Origin of the sequence: Blautia acetica, from assembly GCF_038739805.1 — a bacterium.
Classification (GTDB): Bacteria; Bacillota; Clostridia; order Lachnospirales; family Lachnospiraceae; genus Blautia.
In genome coordinates this window covers 66,060-83,017 of sequence record NZ_JBBEWO010000009.1, presented here as the reverse complement: position 1 = coordinate 83,017, position 16,958 = coordinate 66,060, and the positions used below count along the sequence as shown (strand labels likewise).

Annotated in this window: 12 protein-coding genes; 1 reads left to right on the top strand and 11 read right to left on the bottom strand. The window is 37.7% G+C overall.

Annotation, left to right across the window (positions count from 1 at the left end; translation table 11 throughout):
- Position 1: 1 nt before the first annotated feature.
- From WBS51_RS08010 to WBS51_RS07970, 9 genes are all read right to left on the bottom strand, one after another.
- The gene (locus WBS51_RS08010; protein ID WP_294459818.1) at positions 2-1,378 is read right to left on the bottom strand and encodes a sulfatase-like hydrolase/transferase; all 1,377 of its coding nucleotides are present in this window, start codon (positions 1,376-1,378) and stop codon (positions 2-4) included.
- A 9-nt stretch (positions 1,379-1,387) separates the two neighbouring features.
- Complete coding sequence (locus WBS51_RS08005) at positions 1,388-2,281, bottom strand: carbohydrate ABC transporter permease (protein WP_173749298.1); 894 nt, start codon at positions 2,279-2,281, stop codon at positions 1,388-1,390.
- Positions 2,282-2,294: 13 nt separating this feature from the next.
- Positions 2,295-3,224 (bottom strand): ABC transporter permease, encoded by a 930-nt coding sequence (locus WBS51_RS08000; RefSeq protein WP_226853588.1) that lies wholly within the window; start codon positions 3,222-3,224, stop codon positions 2,295-2,297.
- Positions 3,225-3,296: 72 nt separating this feature from the next.
- Positions 3,297-4,925, bottom strand: coding sequence for an extracellular solute-binding protein (locus tag WBS51_RS07995; protein ID WP_226853590.1), 1,629 nt, complete (start codon positions 4,923-4,925; stop codon positions 3,297-3,299).
- A 244-nt stretch (positions 4,926-5,169) separates the two neighbouring features.
- Positions 5,170-7,998: a polysaccharide lyase 8 family protein gene (locus WBS51_RS07990; RefSeq protein ID WP_291682231.1), complete on the bottom strand. Its 2,829-nt coding sequence runs from the start codon at positions 7,996-7,998 to the stop codon at positions 5,170-5,172.
- Positions 7,999-8,091: 93 nt separating this feature from the next.
- Entirely contained in the window at positions 8,092-9,519 is a 1,428-nt protein-coding gene (locus WBS51_RS07985) for a sulfatase-like hydrolase/transferase (RefSeq protein WP_173749302.1), read from the bottom strand.
- Positions 9,520-9,537: 18 nt separating this feature from the next.
- Entirely contained in the window at positions 9,538-11,388 is a 1,851-nt protein-coding gene (locus tag WBS51_RS07980) for a helix-turn-helix domain-containing protein (protein ID WP_173749303.1), read from the bottom strand.
- A gap of 564 nt (positions 11,389-11,952) precedes the next feature.
- Entirely contained in the window at positions 11,953-12,216 is a 264-nt protein-coding gene (locus WBS51_RS07975; RefSeq protein WP_226853592.1) for a group II intron maturase-specific domain-containing protein, read from the bottom strand.
- A gap of 167 nt (positions 12,217-12,383) precedes the next feature.
- On the bottom strand, positions 12,384-13,943 hold the full coding sequence (locus WBS51_RS07970) for a carboxylesterase/lipase family protein (protein ID WP_291682235.1): 1,560 nt from the start codon (positions 13,941-13,943) through the stop codon (positions 12,384-12,386).
- Between the two features lie 300 nt (positions 13,944-14,243).
- Between WBS51_RS07970 and WBS51_RS07965 the strand changes: the two genes are divergently transcribed.
- Positions 14,244-15,122 (top strand): GrpB family protein, encoded by an 879-nt coding sequence (locus tag WBS51_RS07965; RefSeq protein WP_291682236.1) that lies wholly within the window; start codon positions 14,244-14,246, stop codon positions 15,120-15,122.
- Positions 15,123-15,220: 98 nt separating this feature from the next.
- Here WBS51_RS07965 and WBS51_RS07960 read toward each other — a convergent pair whose 3' ends face one another.
- Together WBS51_RS07960 and WBS51_RS07955 are read right to left on the bottom strand one after the other, a co-directional pair.
- The gene (locus tag WBS51_RS07960; RefSeq protein ID WP_173749305.1) at positions 15,221-16,066 is read right to left on the bottom strand and encodes a carbohydrate ABC transporter permease; all 846 of its coding nucleotides are present in this window, start codon (positions 16,064-16,066) and stop codon (positions 15,221-15,223) included.
- The gene (locus WBS51_RS07955) at positions 16,066-16,950 is read right to left on the bottom strand and encodes a carbohydrate ABC transporter permease (RefSeq protein WP_291682238.1); all 885 of its coding nucleotides are present in this window, start codon (positions 16,948-16,950) and stop codon (positions 16,066-16,068) included. Before WBS51_RS07955 ends, WBS51_RS07960 begins: the two co-directional genes overlap by 1 nt.
- Between the last annotated feature and the right edge of the window lie 8 nt (positions 16,951-16,958).

Below are 16,958 nucleotides of genomic sequence, written 5' to 3'. Positions count from 1 at the left end.
TTTAATTCCCGTCCTTTTCTTCAACTGTCCATACTTCTTTTGGCAAAAACTTCTTCGGTGTACCGATTTCTTCAAAATGTTTCCTTATCTTTTCTGTCAACGTTCTTTGTACCTCAGCATACTCCGGTTTTCCAAATACATTTGTCATCTGGAGAGGATCTTTTCTCATATCAAATAAAATATGGTCATGGAATTCTTCCTCACACCATCCCTTTCCCACATAAGCAAGTTCAAATTCCGGTGTAATAATTCCTGCTCTCGGCACATCACTGGGATGAATATAAAGAACCTGTTCCGTTTTTCTGTTTTCCAAAAGATGTGTTGATAAGTCTCTCCCCTGTACCTGAAACGGATAAGGAATTTCCATCATTCCAGCTAACGTAGGGGCAAAATCCACCACATTTATCCATGTATTGCAGCGTCTTTCCTGAATGTTCTTCCATGGCATAGAAATCACACAAGGAATATGATATACACTTTCATAGAGATTATTTTTCTCCATAAGTCCATGTTCCCCCATATATTCGCCATGATCTGTGGTAAAAACAACCATAGTGTTTTCCCATAATCCTGTATCTTTTAAACATTGAATAATTCTTCCAATGTTATCATCAATACATTTTACAGCTCCAAGATATTGAGCTTTCAATCTACGCAAATGTCCTTCTCTTTCGAAAAGTCCATACGGATAATAGTGCAATCTTCCCCATGTATCTCTTTCTGCCCAATCCGGTATTTCTCTTTCCCAGAAGCTTTCCGGTATTTCTACTTTTAATGGGTCAAACATTGTATCATAAGGCGGTCTGACTTCAAATGGTTGATGAGGATCCGGTATACTTACCGTAAATAAAGAAGGGCTTGTATTTTTTAGCTGATTATTTAAAAATTTAATTGTCTCATCTGTAAGCCAATCCGTTGTATAACTTCTTTTATTTCCTACTTCTCTTTTCGGTCTTACTTTTCCATTTTCATAAGCAACAGATTTACAATGTCCAAATTCTACTTTATAATCCCAATCCTCAAATCCCAGAGAATTATATTCTCCTAAGTCATCTCCTCTTTCCTTATGGTCTGCTAAATGCCATTTTCCCAGATATCCTGTATGATATCCTGCTTTTGCAAACGCTTCTGCAAATCCATGTGCATCCTTTTTTACAGGAATTCCATTTCTATATGCTCCGTTTTCGTGGGGATAATTGCCCGTAAAAAAGCACCCCCTTGAGGGGGTGCAGACAGCACTTGGTGTATAAAAATTCTCTAACAGAACTCCATTTTCCGCAAGAAAATCAATATTCGGCGTCTGCACTTCCTTTCCTCCATAACAGCTTAATACATCTCGTCTAAGCTGGTCCACATGTATAATCAATACATTTTCCATGAAATATCATCAACCTTTCACTGAACCAATCATAACACCTTTTACAAAATGTTTCTGAACAAAAGGATACAACACCAGTACCGGTAAAGAAGATACAATAATTACACCATACTGAATTGTTCTTGCAATCTGTTTCATCAATTCCAGAGAATCCGGATCTACAGTTGATGGATCTACAGACTGCCCTGTAATCAAAATATCTCTTAAAATCAGCTGCAATGGATATAAATCACTATCCGTTACATAAATCAATCCATTAAAGAAGGAGTTCCAATGACCTACCGCATAATAAAGTACCATAATTGCAATAATGGATTTTGACAAAGGAATTACTACTTTCAGGAAATACTGGAAAATACCACATCCATCGATTTCTGCAGCCTCCTGCAATTCGATAGGCATTGTATTCAGGAAATATGTTCTGCACAAAATTAAGTTAAATACGGAAAATGAGCCTAAAATCATTAACACATAAGGAGTATTTACGAGCCCGAGACCTTTTACTACTAAATAAGTAGGAATCAAACCACCGGAAAAGTATTTTGTCACAATTAACAGTTTCATGATAATTCCGCGTCCCATCATATCCGTTCTGGACAATGCATATCCTGCCGGAATCGTAATAAATAACGCCAGCATAGTTCCTACAACCGTATAACGAATGGTATTGTAGTACCCTGACCAAATTCTAGGATCTCTAAAAATATACTTGAATCCTTCAAAGGTTACTCCTTTGGGCAAAAGAAGAACTTCTCCTGTGGCAACCAAATTAGGATCACTAATTGATGCAATTATAACAAACCACAATGGATATAAAATAACAACCGAAATCAGAATAACCGTAGCATAAACAATAAAAAGAAATACGATATCTGATTTACTCATTTTTTTCAACTTATTCATTGCCTACTCCTTCCTACCAAAGACTTACATCTGAAACACGTTTTGCAATCTTATTTACTACAACTAACAGCAGCAGGTTAATAACATTGTTAAACAAGCCAATTGCTGCTGAATAGCTAAACTGTCCATTTTGAATACCAATTTTATATACATAAGTTGAAATAATTTCTGAATATTCAAGGTTAATACTATTCTGTAATAAGAACGCTTTTTCAAATCCTAAGTCCATGATTTCTCCGGCTCTCATAATTAACATAATTACCATAGTCGGCATAATGGAAGGTAGATCGATATAAAGCAACCTTTGAAAACGACTTGCTCCATCTACCGTAGCGGCTTCATGAAGCTCCGGTCCAACAGATGTCAATACGGAGATATACATAATAGAGCCCCATCCAATACCCTGTAGTACTCCGGACCATACATAAATGTGTCTAAAATTCTCTGGATTTGATAAAAATCCTACCGGATCAACTCCAAAAATCATTAAAAGCTGGTTTACAACACCATCACTGGATAAGAAAATTAAAATCATACCACAATATACTACCATTGAAATAAAGTGTGGTGCATAAGTAATCATCTGCGCTGCCTTTTTCAAACGTTTCTTAGTAATATAATTTAAGAATAAAGCAAAAATAATCGGCATTGGAAAGCCTGCAATTAAAGAATAAAAACTTAATGACAAGGTATTCCACAGCAAGTCTTTAAACTGAAAAGATTCAAAAAAAGTTTTAAAATGTTCCAATCCAACCCATGCACTACCCCAAATCCCATCATTAGGACGGTAATCTTTAAAAGCCAGCTGTATTCCATACATTGGAACATAACTAAATAATACTACATAAATAACCATGGGAAGAATAAACAAATAGCACACCCATGTTCTCTTTAAGTGTCGAAGAAACTTCCCACTTTTTTTTCCTTTTTTTGTATTTGACATATTTCCCTCCATAAACACAATCTGGTACAGCACTGCACTCACACAAGCACTGTACCAGATTATACTTCTTTGCTATTTATCTGTTTCTAAAGAGTCAACAAATTCCTGACAAAGTTTTGTATATTCCTCTACTTTAAGGGATTTTAGTGTTTTCTGATGTTCTTCCCATTTTCCTTCATCAATACCATTGATTACAGAATCTGCAATAAATTTTTTCAAGTAGTTATCAATGTCAGCTAATAAAATTGTTCTTCTTTCTGAATTTTCCAGAGTAGCTGTCCCGGAAGGAAGTTCCATAACTCCATACTGCATCTGATCATTTACAGCCTCTAATTTATAATCCGGTGGACAATTCTCATCCGTTATTACTTTCTGAGCATATTCATATTTCCAGAGAGAAGGTGTATCACCTGAAAAACTTTCTGCATTTCTATATTCTGCCTTAGACTGATATCCACCATTTTCTTTTAAAGTTGTTTCGTCCATTGTAATAAACTGAGGAATCTGTTCTCCATCCTGTTCCAGAATTCTCCAAGTTACATCCTCTGCACCACGTCCCCAGTCAAGAGCTAATTCCAGACTTGAATTGATATAATCATACCAGCGAACTAAGGCTTCTGGGTTTTTACAAGTTTTGCTGATTACAAAACCACCTGTTCTTGTTACGTTGTTGGTTCCAATCATCTGTGTACCATCTTTTCCTTTTAATACAGGAACTGCACGATAGTCTGTTTCGTTTACAACACCTGCTTCATTTGCACGATAACCTGCAACAACACCTAAGTTATCTCCGGCTGCACCTCTTGATGCATACTGATCTCCACTAAGTGTAAAAGCTTCTTTATCAAACAATCCTTCTTTATACAAGCCGTTCATCCATTCCAATGCATCATAATACCCCTGCTCTGCTGCACTGAAAGTAACTTTTCCGTCCTTTGTGAATACATGGCTGGCTGTTTCTAACACGCCGAAAGGTCCAAAGAGATTTTCAATGGTTCCGCCCCATCCCCAGGCATCGCGGAATGTAAATGGAATTTCATCTGCTTTTCCATTTCCATTAGGATCTTTATCACGGAACGCAATCAATACTTCTTTAAATTCATCAATAGTAGTAGGCATCTGTAATCCCAAATTGTCTAACCACTTCTGATTAATCCACAATTGTGAGTCAATAATATTTTGAATTGCTTCATCTCCTGTTGGCAGTGTATGGACTTTTCCATCTGGTGAGTATAAAGCTGTTGGATAATCGTCTCTTGATTCAAAGAACGCTGTTGTATTAGGTGCATACTCTTTTAACATTTCATCTAACTCTGCTAACTGTTCATAATTCTTCGCCATATCTACAGCACCAATAATTGCATCTGGTAAGCTATCTGTGCTGAACATGATATTAATTTTTTCTTTCCAGCCTGAAGCAGGAATTTCTACCCACTCAATATGAACATTTGTAGCTTCTTCAGCAGCCTTCACACATTCCTTTTCTGCCGCTGATTTTAATGTACTCTTTTGTGGTACTGCAATAGTAAAAGTTTCTTTCTCTTTTAAAATCGGCAGACCTTCTTTATTTAAGTTATCAGATACCTCTCTCTTTTCATCCTTTGAGTCTTCTTTCTTATCTCCACCAGCTGCCCCACAACCAGTTAATAACATAGTACCAACTAAAGCCATACTAATAATACGAACCCACTTGCTTCTCATGTTAATCCTCCTTAACTTTAACATATTGCTTCTTCTTTTTTTATCATCTATGCTGGCCGGCATTTTCTTGATGCTTTATATTCTAAGCAAAAGATTCTTATATGTATATCTCGTATTCTTGAATACTATATTATTTTCTTGTATATTTTCACCTTTTCCCTCTTTCTATATCGTTTTTTTGCATTTTTCAATCATCTATTCAACAAAAAAATATCTTTTCCCTTGAATTTTCACTCCTCACTCTTTAATCTGAAGCTATTTTGAACTCTGCCATACATGATCTGCCATTTCTTCTCGCCATATCAAAAACCAGAACTACACTATTTTCAGTCTTTTCACAAGTAACACTTTCATCCAGAAGGATGCTGTCTCCGACCTTTTTTTTAATAGTAATTTGAATCTGTCCTTGATTTTTCATAGTTGGATCAGAAACAGAAACTTTTAACGTTCCCTTGGCAGTTTCCTGGAGCATAACAGAAGCAGCTCTATCACTTGTTATTCCATTTACATTTCCTCCCTGCTCCCGCCAGAAATTTATTCCTGTAATTCCCAGTTCTTCATGATATACAGCCTGCACCTCACTGCTATTTTCCAATATGCTTACCTTCGGTGCCCTTACGTAATTTTCTGTTTCTTCCGCGCTTGTTTCCGGCAGCAGCACATAACTATAAGATGCGTTTTCCGGATTCTGTCCATGATCCATCCACATTTCCAAATAGTTTTCTGTACTTCCTCCCTCAAAAGTTCCTACGTCTTTCCAGCTTCCATCTGTTTGTCCTCGGCGAACCTGAATTTCTGTATTTTTTTCTGGGAAATAATATCCTGTTCCTTTTGCCCGATTCCCCTCTAAATGTGCCCAGCTCACCCGTTCAAAACATCTCCCAGACACATCCACACTACGTTTGACTAACTCTTTTACGTTAGCTTCTTTTACCGGAATATCTGTTTTCTCTCCATTTACCAGAAACTGATTGCTTCCATCTTTTCTCAGTTTCTTATTCTCAACAATGGTTTCCACCGGAAGCTCCATATTTTTATTGGTGATACCTGCACCCAAACAAACAATTTCATTCTCAAACATAAACCAAGACTTCTTTCCCTTCAAGTCCGGCGCATAAGAAACAACAGGATCGCCCGGAATTTTTTGGATCTCTCCTGAAAAAGACATTCCGCTAATGCCATAGTTCTCAATGGTTGTTCCTCCTACCCAACTTTCTTTAGAGCAAAAGTCTCCTCCCTGTGCATAACCCGAACTATCCGGTTTACCATTTCCTATATCAACCGGTACTATCGTAGTTCCACAAAGTCTTAAAGGATTTACTGTGTTCCAATAATTTTCTGTATACTGATTATCATCATCATAAATATAAGTCATTCCATTATTCTGATGCCATCCAAAGCGATTTTCATGATTCATAATCTCTGTGTTTTGGATACGTTCTGAATACATGGATACTGCAAAAAGATATTTTTTTCTTCTATGAATTACTCTGTCCATAAGAGGATATGATTTATGTACAGGTGCAGCATAACTTACAATAGATGTATTTCTTAAAAGTTTCTGTGCTTTGTGTTTTATGTTTATATCTTCTACATTTTTTAAACTGTCTAAAAAACCTTTATCTGCCTCTACCCACTCTTTTAACATGGCAAATACTGTTTCTTTTGAATTCTCCCCTAAAAAATCCAGCAATCTAATAATAATTTTCATGGCTTCACGTCCTATATCCCGGTTGCTCCATGTTGGTCTGGATACAGAACGCCCTTTCAAACAATCCAACATACAACCTTTATATATGGCATTTCCAAATCCATCCATAATATATGATTCTAAATTTTTCCATACACTAGTCGGATATTTCCATGGTGTTTCGTAAAGTAAATACGGAATTTTAGCAGCTCCCTTCATAAACTCAATCCCATAAGCCCCCAAGTAAGGCACCTTTACATGATCTAAATAAGAACCATCCGAATAAAACCCGCTTTCATATCCCTTATTGGAAATTTTGCTGCTTTCCTCCACATTTTTAATAACAAAAGTCTCTGCAGATGCAAGCATCCCTAGATATACCAGCTCATTATCCTCTCTTAAAGCACCTAATCCCACTGCTATTGTAGAACAGTCAATAATATTTGCCCCTTGCCCCTTGCGATATCCCTGTCCATGGGTGCTGGCAGTTCCAATTCCCCCTTCATGGAAAGGATCCAGTTGAAAAAAGGCAATTCCCTCTGTATATTTCCATATCTGTTCTTTTGTAAGACTGTCAAAAATAATCATTAAAGAAGGAATTAATTCCTTAGGAATACCTATTTCCCATGTCCACCAATTATCTGTTTGGGTTTTCGGCACATAACACTTGTTACATAAAAAATCTAAAATATTGATAATATCTTGCAATAATTCTTGATTTTTATAAAACAGTCCCCCTTCTGCCCCATAAGCTTTACATAAAACCAGAACATTTTGAAAAGCTGATGTAAATTTTATTGCATCGTCTATATAAGGAATGTCTTTGTTTTCTTGTTCTTTCTGATTTTCTTTCCACGGAATGCCTTCACATATTTTCTGCCCCTTATAAAAATACTTATTCCATACGTTCTCTGCATCTCTATGAATCTCATTCAGCAGTTCTCGCCCTTCCTCTGTGGCATTTAATCCTTGCCCTGTCAATAATTGTTTCCATTTCAAACGAATTTTTCTAAAATCATCTTTTGATACATCTGGTAAATGGTTCGGATTTTCATGCAATATTTCCAGTCTCCACTTCCTCTCTTTTCCAGTATCATCTTTAACGCTTACCACAACATTCCCTTTATTTTCTGCTGTTATACATACATCCTGATTAGAAATTTCATCTATTTTTAAGAGATGATCTGCTTTGGCTGCTTCTGCTCTTCGTTCTCCTTCCGCCTCTCCGACCCTTAGCTCTCTCTTAATTTTATAATAACCTGCATTTTTAAGAAAATTGCCATCATATCTTAAAAATCCCGTACTCCAAAACACCTTATTTGAAAAATCTTCTGGTTTTTTTAATCTCATAGTTTGTCCTTTAATAAGTCTTATACTTTTCATGCTTTTCTCCTCTTTCTAATATAAATAACAATATGATTTCATAAATAATAAAGAAAAAAGGCTGAATTTTAAATAAATCCAGTCCTTTTTTCTTTATATAGGCCAATGCAAGCCTCGCTGATTAGACAATGTATAATCCCCCCGTTCCTTATAATCCGGTGTTTCAAGTCCTACAAGCTTTCCATTCTTTATCCACTCGTCTCTGTCCTTTCCATACAAAGAAGAACATAATCTAATCAGCATCTCTTCCTTTACATTTTTAAATTCATCTTTGTCTGATAAATCATGCAACTCATTCTTATCTTGAAGAATATCAAAAATCTGTATTTTATTTCCATACGGATAATAAATCAATTTGTAATTTTCCATACGAATCATTCGTGTAGCTCTATATCCCTCACTGATTTCTCCATATAAGAAATCTCGTCTTTCTTTTTCAAATAACGATCGACCTTCTACAGTATCCGGCACTTGGATATTACATAAATCCAACAATGTTGGCATAATATCTTCCAAACAGGCAATTCTATCATCTATCCTTCCTCTTATGTCAACAATCGGCTTTCCTGAAAAAATTAAAGGTATATGTGCAGAATTCTCATAAAAAGTACGTTTTCCTACCATACCATGGTCAAACAGCATTTCACCGTGATCACTGGTAAATACAAGAATCGTATCATCCAAAATACCTTCTTCCTTTAACGCTCCAATCACCAGCCGAATTTGATGATCAATATGTGTGCATTGTGCATAATACGCTTTTTTCGCTCTTATCATTTCTTTATGAGAATAATATCTTGCCGCTTCCATTAATTCTTTAAAAATAAAACTTTCGTCTTCCCAATCTCCGTATTCCGGTTCTTGTATATCCTGATCAGAATACATATTCCAATATTCTGACAGCGGAACCAGTGGTGGATGGGGAAACGTATATGAAAGATAAAAAAATGCAGGTTTTTCCGGATCTCTTCTCTTGATTTGTTTTACCATTTGACCTGTAGCCCATGTGGTTGGATGGGCATTTTCTCCTAAAGGCCAAGTTCTTGTATAGTAGGTATTGTTTCCCATTCCGTGAAGAAATTCCTGACCGATATAGCCGTTTTCCCCCAACCATATTTGATAATCATCCGGCCCGCCAAATTCGTACCTTCCCTCTTCCTGAAGAATAACATCTTGAAATCCTATACGATTTCTTTGAGGATATACATGTAATTTCCCCACTGCCATAGTATGATATCCTGCCTGATGAAATGCTTCAGCCAAAGTTGTAACCGATGGCATTTTCATTCTATCGCTATAAACCCGATCCCCATGTGCTTTGGGAAATAAACCTGTCATAAGGCTTCTACGTGCCGGTATGCATACCGGGCAAGTACTATAACAATTGGAGTAAGTCACCCCATCTCGTGCCAGTTGATTAATGGTAGGTGTCATAATCTTATCATTTCCTGTAAAATTCAAAAATTTTTCACCCCATTGATCAACTTGAATAAATAAAACATTATACCTTTTCTTTTCCATAATTTTCTTAACTCTTTACTAATCTTTATTATTGCCGTCTTCCCTGTACGCTCCCGGTGTTACGCCTTCGTACTTTTTAAACATTTCAATAAATGCTGTACTGTTGGCATAACGCAAAATTTCTGCAATTTCAGAAATTTTCTTATCGCTACTTTGCAACATTTCTTTTGCTCTCTCCAGTTTAATCTGCTCTACATACTGTGAAATTGTGATTTCCATATTTTTTTTAAAGAAATGGCTGAGATTAGATACCGAGGTTTCAAAATAAGCGGCTATATACTTCACACTGAAATTATCGTCCAAATAATGCTCATGCACATAACTTAGCACATCTACAATATCACGTTTTTTATATCCTGATGTTTTTTCCTGAACAGGCTTGGGAAGCAACTCTGCTTTTTTCTTCATATCCTCTAAAAATCGTTTAGCAAAATCATCTATAGACTCATTTGCATTCTCTTTTTCTTCTAAAACTTTGTTCATACTAATGCCGAAAATTCTGGATACATCCCACAAAATACCTGTTATCATTGTGGTATCTATTTGCTTCATATAATCTGAGATTTCATCAATCAATAAAGCTGCCCTTGTGCCATCACTGTTTTTTACTGCTTCTTTTAAAGACATAACTTCTCTTTCCGGATATAGATTTTTTTCTTTGCTTCCGGGCAGTTTATTCATTCTCTCCTTTGCCTGCTGGTACGATTGCCGCAATTTACTAATATCTGTAGTTAAATCTCCAATTCCAATCTGCACATTTCCTGTAGCCAGTGTGGTAATCTTCTTTTCCAATTCTCTGGCAGATTCATCTGTACATACAAGATAAATCAGCATCCCTTCTACAATTTCAATTCGATATGCAGTAGAAACACTATATTTATTCATCTGCTGTCCAAACCATTCATAATATCCCTTATTTTCAGGAATATTATCTGGCAGAACCACAAAAAATTTATATTTTCGATTAATATAAATCTTACTTTCCAGACATCTATTCCATAATTCTTCCTGTGGGCGTACCTCTTTTTGCAAAAGCTCATATAAACAGCTCTCTATTCTGAGCCCATTTCTTTCTTCCTCCAGTTCCTCGTTATGCAAAATTAATTTTCTATAGTTCTCATATCGTATCTTTGAAAAGAAACATGCCAGCACAACACCAATTCCAAGGCTGCACAGCACCCATATTGCATAGCCTCTTAAATAAATATTCAAACTATCCGTAATACTTTTTTTAGAAATCATTCGGGTATATTTAAATCCGCACTCCATATCACTTTGCCATACATAAGCGTCCTTATCTGAAAGTGCTTTTTCAAAACTTTTCTCCCAATTGTCCTCTATTTTCCAATTTTCTGTAGTATAGAGAACTTTATCCTGATAAGTAAGAAAAATTTTATCTTCTTCTGACTGTTCAAACTGAGAATTGATTTTCCGATTTCTCACAGGAAATAGTAAATATTTTGTCTCTTCCCCTTTAGAGGTCCATGTTCTGATTGCAGTAACAAACAGAATCCCCTCCTTTTTCTCTCCCTGTAAAAGAGCCCTGCAGGCTACCACCCCTCCCTCTAAATTTTCAGCATTTTCAAAAATTTCTGTCTCTATCTGACAAATTTTATCAAAAAATAATTCTTCCGAAAATAAACCTACAGAAGATAAAACAATTTCCTTTTTCTCATCATATAAATAAATCCCATCCACAAAGGGAATTTTATCTTCTTGTTCTTTTAAATCATCTTCTATGTCCAAATAAACATTTGGTGTATCCCAATATAATTCATTATAAATTTTGTTAAATCTGCATTTATCCCCAAAGTCCCTAATAACGGTTGTCTGTTGTTTTAGGAAATCATCCTGACGTTCAAAAGTCATTTTTACTTCATTCTCTACTTTTTCATATTGATGTTTTTTAAATAAATCTAACACACAAACGCTAATAATAAGAAAAGGTATCAATAAGATTATGTTGTATGTCATAACAAATTTTAAGTATTGCGTCTTTCTTTTCACTGTTTTTCCCCCAAAAGTAATATTGATTCAGAAAAATTATAGCATTTCAGTAGTATTTCTTCAACTATGAATGAGCAAATCCAAAATATTGCACAAAATAAAGATACCCTCTAATGAATGATGTATAATCGAAGTACCAGCAAACAACATACTCTCGCAAACAAGGGGTGTCCGTTGCAAACAGCCTGTTTATTGTATTGGGGATGATGTCACTACTTCACATACCCAGTCTTCGTTATCGGCTCTGTATCCAATCGAAGCAGCGTATTTTCATCAATCACATTTAAAAGGCTATTAGGATTACAGATATTTCTCTCTACGGATATCAGTCTGTGAATTCCTTCCTATGTTTCCAGTACAGACAGCTTAGGTTTCAACAGATTGTTTTCCGTCTTTCCCATTGTTCCAGGACTATAACTCTGATTTTTATGTCTCATCCATTTCCTGCATATACTGTTTCATCATCCCGATTCTGAAACAATTAATCCATCCTCTCACTCTCTCATTAACCCGCTTGCTTGTAACTGTTAATGTTCTTGCGATAGCCTTCTTTTCAGGTATTCTATTAGTTACAAGTGCCTGTCTGATTGCATTATGGCAGCTTCTGCCGGGTCTGAATCCATAGCTGTTGTCACCAAAAACTTCTTTGTAAATGTCAGATATTGTCCGTGCAATTGCCTGTCGAATCATTCTGTCAAGGGCTATTCGTATTCCTTGGTTGCGTTCCTGCTTTTCCTGTCCATCCGATTTTTGGCTCATGTATTATTATAAATATAACGATTTGTACTATAAATCGTTTCAATCCTTCAGCTTTTACACCTACTATGAACATCATCTGACTTTCTAAACCTTATCCACTAATGCTGCACATCGGTATCTGCCATCATCGCCATAAGGTTAAATGGCGGCAGAATGCTGTCAATTTTTTCCAGCAGAGCATCGTCAAAATGATTCCGCACTTCGCATGTTTCATCAAAAATCATAGTTGGCTCCTGCTCTTTTTCCACAGACGGCCATGCAGGCAGGTTTTCCTGTGTCGGCACCCCGTTCTTAGCAAAATTCATAAAGGCCCCAAACATCTGCTCTTCCAGTTTCTCAGTAACGCCCGGAATAGAACACACTTCCACCAGTTCGGTGTTATGGAAGAAAAACGGAATATCCGAACAGTGCCATGCAATTTTTCCCATCATAGGAAATTCCACGTTAAACTGGTACAGATAGGTGCCTGCCTTTTCTCCTTTGGCATGCATGGCCGCCAGTTTTTTAGAAGGCCGGCGCATAACACGGTCAATATTCAAAAGGTCGGTAAAGTCTTTACCCGGATAAGTTGCTTTGAAAAGTGTTTCCATTTCCCCGGTGTGTTCTCCGTATACCTTGCTTACCATCGCGCGGCGTTCCTCATCTGTGAGCGCTTTCTTATCAAACATCTGCGGCGCAAAAGCAAATTCTCCATAAACAGAACCTATCATCACAGGAATTTCATAAGCATGCTCTCTCATGCCAAACTGCAGCGGATTCCCCTGAAACCAGTCATTGGCCTGCGGTCCGTTTCCCACATAAGCGCCTGTAGCAGCCACCTGTGGCATCACCTTGGTATATACCTGAACAAGCTGTGCATAAGGAATGGTCTCCAGTTTCTCTACCTCCTCTTTTGTCCAGCCAAGTTCGTTCAGCATGGCGGTAACGATGGCTTCCCCGTTGCCTCTGCTGGACGGAAGTAAGTTTTCATCTGCAACACCACTCATAATCAGGCTCTTGTGGAATAATCCGTCTGCTGCCGGAATCTGCATCAAATCCGCTACCTTCATACCGCCGCCGGACTGTCCGAAGATGGTGACGTTGTCCGGGTCTCCGCCGAAAACAGCAATGTTGTCATGCACCCACTGCAGGGCAGCCACCATGTCTGCATGTCCGGCATTTCCGGAATTATAATACTTCTCGCCAAAAGGAGATAAGTCCAGATAACCCAGAATATTCAGTCTGTGGTTAATAGAAACGACTACCACATCCCCTTCCATACACATATTATGTCCGTCATAAGCCACCTGCTCAATGGAAGAACCGGCAAAATATCCACCTCCGTGAAGCCATACAAGAACCGGTTTTTTCGCATTTTTATCCAGCACTTTAGTCCAAATATTCAGGTTCTGGCAGTGCTCGTCCATCGGCCAGTAACGATGGGGAACCATAAGCTCTGCTGTCGGCGTTTCCTGTGTCATCAGCGGACACACAAATCCATAAGAGCAGGCGTCCCGGACTCCTTCCCAATGGGAAGGAACCGGCATCTGAAACCGCTCTGCATAGGCATAGGGAATCCCTTTAAATACATAACTGCCATCATAAAAATATCCTTTTAATTTTCCAGAGGTTGTTTCCAATACCGGAACTTCATCATACTGAAATGTTTTTAACATCATTTTTTCTCCTTTTAAAATTTTACTGTTTGGTACACCCCTTTATTATTATCCAAATAAGTCTTACCTCCAGTGTAGTAAATTTTTTCGCACATGGCAAGAGTAACAGAAAAACCCTGACAAAATCAGGCAGAATGCCTGGAATTGTAAGTAAAATTAAGCATATGGGGGGGATTACCATGGATTCGAAATAGTAGAATAAAATTTTTTCATGTGATAAAATTACTATAATAGTTCATTCATTGGCCAGAGGTGTCGAAGATGATGGAACACCCTTAGAAGTTACCGTTTGGAGGTTAAATAATGATTGGATTAAAACGAGGAACGATAAAACTGTGTGAACACGAAAAAGAATGGGAAACTGAAGCTCAGAATACAATTTCTCGTTTGAAGCAAATCCTGGGTAATGTCATAAAAGATATTCAGCATGTGGGGAGCACCTCTATACGTTCCATAAAGGCAAAACCCATAATTGATATTGCAGTCGCAGTTGATGATTTTGATAATATGCTCCGTTTTGAAAAAGAATTAAAAGACAATGGCTTTTACTATCGCCCCAATGCCCAAGCATCTGTCAGAGGTCAGTTGTTGTTTGCTTGTGGTAATTTTTATGAAGGTACGGGAGATGTGCAAACTCATTTCATACATGTCGTCCGTACAAATAGTATGGATTGGATAAATTACATAAATTTTAGAGATTATCTTAACAACACACCTTCGGTTGCAAAAGCGTATGAAGCCCTAAAGGTATCGCTTGCCCTGCAAGCTCCCATTGATAACGGCAGAGAAAAGTATCTCAAAGGAAAACACGATTTTATCGTCTATACTCTGAGAAAAGCACTTGTAAAATCCTATCTCGGAAAGACAGTAAATATAAAAATAGACCGACCTATTGGAAGCATACACCCTAAACACCCAGGCCTTGCCTATCCCATTAATTACGGATATATACCAAATGTATTCGGTGGTGATGGTGAAGAACTCGATGTATATTTGCTTGGTATAGATGTTCCTGTCGAAGAATACACGGCCCGTATTATCGGAATCGTTCATCGCCATAACGATGTGGAAGATAAGCTGGTTGCCGCACCTGAAGGATTAAATTTCAATCAAAATAAAATTTCAGAAGCAGTTCATTTTCAGGAACAATATTATGAAAGTGAAATTGAGATATGCAATTAATAGATAATTGTCTAAAAAGCCGGTTGGGGCACCTTCCTTACGAAGGGTGTCCCAACCGGCGCCTTATGATGAATCCTCAGTTCATCATTCTTTCTTCTTTACGCTTTTACTGCCCCGTTAGTCACGCCCGCGATAATCCATTTCTGGCAGAAAATATACACCAGAAGAATCGGAATCAATACCAGCAGATAAGACGCAAAGGCCAGATTGTACTCTGTATTAAATTGTCCCTTGAACACATACTGTGCAAGCTGTAAGGTCTGATATTTCTCTTCGCTTAGAAGCACCAAAGGCATGGAAAAGTCATTCCAGGTCCACATAAAGGACAGAATAGCCACGGTAGCGCTCATAGGTTTCATCAGAGGAAAAATAATTTTATAAAAGGTCTGAAACGGAGTTGCACCGTCAATGTACGCTGCTTCGTCCAACGCCGGAGGTATGGACTTTACAAATCCCGTATACAGGAAAATATTCATCGGAAGGCCAAAAATAATATACAGGAAAGTAATTCCGAAAATATTGTCCATGTGGAAAGCAGAAGCCTGTTTTACCAATGGCAGCATAATAACATTGAAAGGAATAAACATGGCGCTGACAAAGTAATAATAAGCCAGGTTGAAAAGTTTACTCTTATCTTTATTCCTTGTAATAGCATAAGCTACCATAGAGTTTGTGAGAATGGTAAATACCAGATTGATAACCGTGATAAACAGAGTGTTCATAAACTTTCTCGGATAATCCGTCATCACCCAGGCGTCTGCGAAGTTCTGCAGGCGGAGTTTTTTCGGGAAAGACAGCACATTCGCCATTTCTGACGGGTCTTTCACCGCAATCAGCACTGCTATGTATAAAGGTCCGAGGATAAACACCACTGCCAGCAAAATCAGCAGTATGGTCATGGGCCAGTTGTATTTTTCTTTTACATGACATTTACTTTTTCCCATCAGTTCATCTTCGCCTCCCTCTTCTCAAGTACTTTCAGCTGGAATATAGAAATTCCCACAATAATCAGAAACAGAATCACCGCATTGGCTGACTGGTATGCGAACTGTCCGCCGTCAAAGCCTCGTTTGTAAATCAACACAGAGATACTGGTTGTGGATGTACCGGGACCGCCGCCTGTCATTGCCATAATCTGGTCGAATGCCATAAGGAAGTTCTTCACGCTCAAAACCATATTAATGGTAAAGAACGGGGCAATTAACGGGAAGGTAATCTTGGTAAATCTCTTAAATCCTGTTGCTCCGTCCAGGTCTGCTGCTTCATATACGTCACGGTCCACAGTCTGCAGTCCTGAAAGATAAATCAGCGTATTAAAAGCCATGGCCTGCCATACAGTTACGAACAAAATTCCCAGCCATGCGTGATTGGTTCCCAGAATGTTGGTGCTCAGCGCTTCAATTCCCAGTTTCTGTCCCCAAAGAGGAATGACATTGCCGAAAATAAAGTTAAATACAAAGCCGATAATGAGGGTTCCCAGCATATAAGGCAGGAAATAAATTGCCTTAATCGTGTTTTTGAATTTGATTTTTGCATTCAGACCACAGGCAAGGGCAAGACTCAGAACGTTTACCAGAATTGTGGCGCACAGCGCAAATTTAATGGTAAAGGCATAGGTCTGTCCCATGGCCGGGTCTTTGAAAAACTGAATGTAGTTCCGAAATCCTACGGTATTCCAGATACCATACCCTTTCCAGTCGGTAAAGCTGTAGAAAATACCCTGCAGAAACGGTATGGTATGGAAAATAAAGAACAGAATCATAAACGGAACCACCATAAAATAAAACGCTTTGTTGACAGTGGATTTCTTTCCGTGTTTTTTCTTCATTCTTCTAC

Bases quoted from the DNA above. Each gene is read 5' to 3' on its own strand.
- WBS51_RS08010 (WP_294459818.1), bottom strand. From the start codon at position 1,378: ATGGAAAATGTATTGATTATACATGTGGACCAGCTTAGACGAGATGTA.
- WBS51_RS08005 (WP_173749298.1), bottom strand. From the start codon at position 2,281: ATGAATAAGTTGAAAAAAATGAGTAAATCAGATATCGTATTTCTTTTT.
- WBS51_RS08000 (WP_226853588.1), bottom strand. From the start codon at position 3,224: ATGTCAAATACAAAAAAAGGAAAAAAAAGTGGGAAGTTTCTTCGACAC.
- WBS51_RS07995 (WP_226853590.1), bottom strand. From the start codon at position 4,925: ATGAGAAGCAAGTGGGTTCGTATTATTAGTATGGCTTTAGTTGGTACT.
- WBS51_RS07990 (WP_291682231.1), bottom strand. From the start codon at position 7,998: ATGAAAAGTATAAGACTTATTAAAGGACAAACTATGAGATTAAAAAAA.
- WBS51_RS07985 (WP_173749302.1), bottom strand. From the start codon at position 9,519: ATGGAAAAGAAAAGGTATAATGTTTTATTTATTCAAGTTGATCAATGG.
- WBS51_RS07980 (WP_173749303.1), bottom strand. From the start codon at position 11,388: ATGACTTTTGAACGTCAGGATGATTTCCTAAAACAACAGACAACCGTT.
- WBS51_RS07975 (WP_226853592.1), bottom strand. From the start codon at position 12,216: ATGATTCGACAGGCAATTGCACGGACAATATCTGACATTTACAAAGAA.
- WBS51_RS07970 (WP_291682235.1), bottom strand. From the start codon at position 13,943: ATGATGTTAAAAACATTTCAGTATGATGAAGTTCCGGTATTGGAAACA.
- WBS51_RS07965 (WP_291682236.1), top strand. From the start codon at position 14,244: ATGATTGGATTAAAACGAGGAACGATAAAACTGTGTGAACACGAAAAA.
- WBS51_RS07960 (WP_173749305.1), bottom strand. From the start codon at position 16,066: ATGGGAAAAAGTAAATGTCATGTAAAAGAAAAATACAACTGGCCCATG.
- WBS51_RS07955 (WP_291682238.1), bottom strand. From the start codon at position 16,950: ATGAAGAAAAAACACGGAAAGAAATCCACTGTCAACAAAGCGTTTTAT.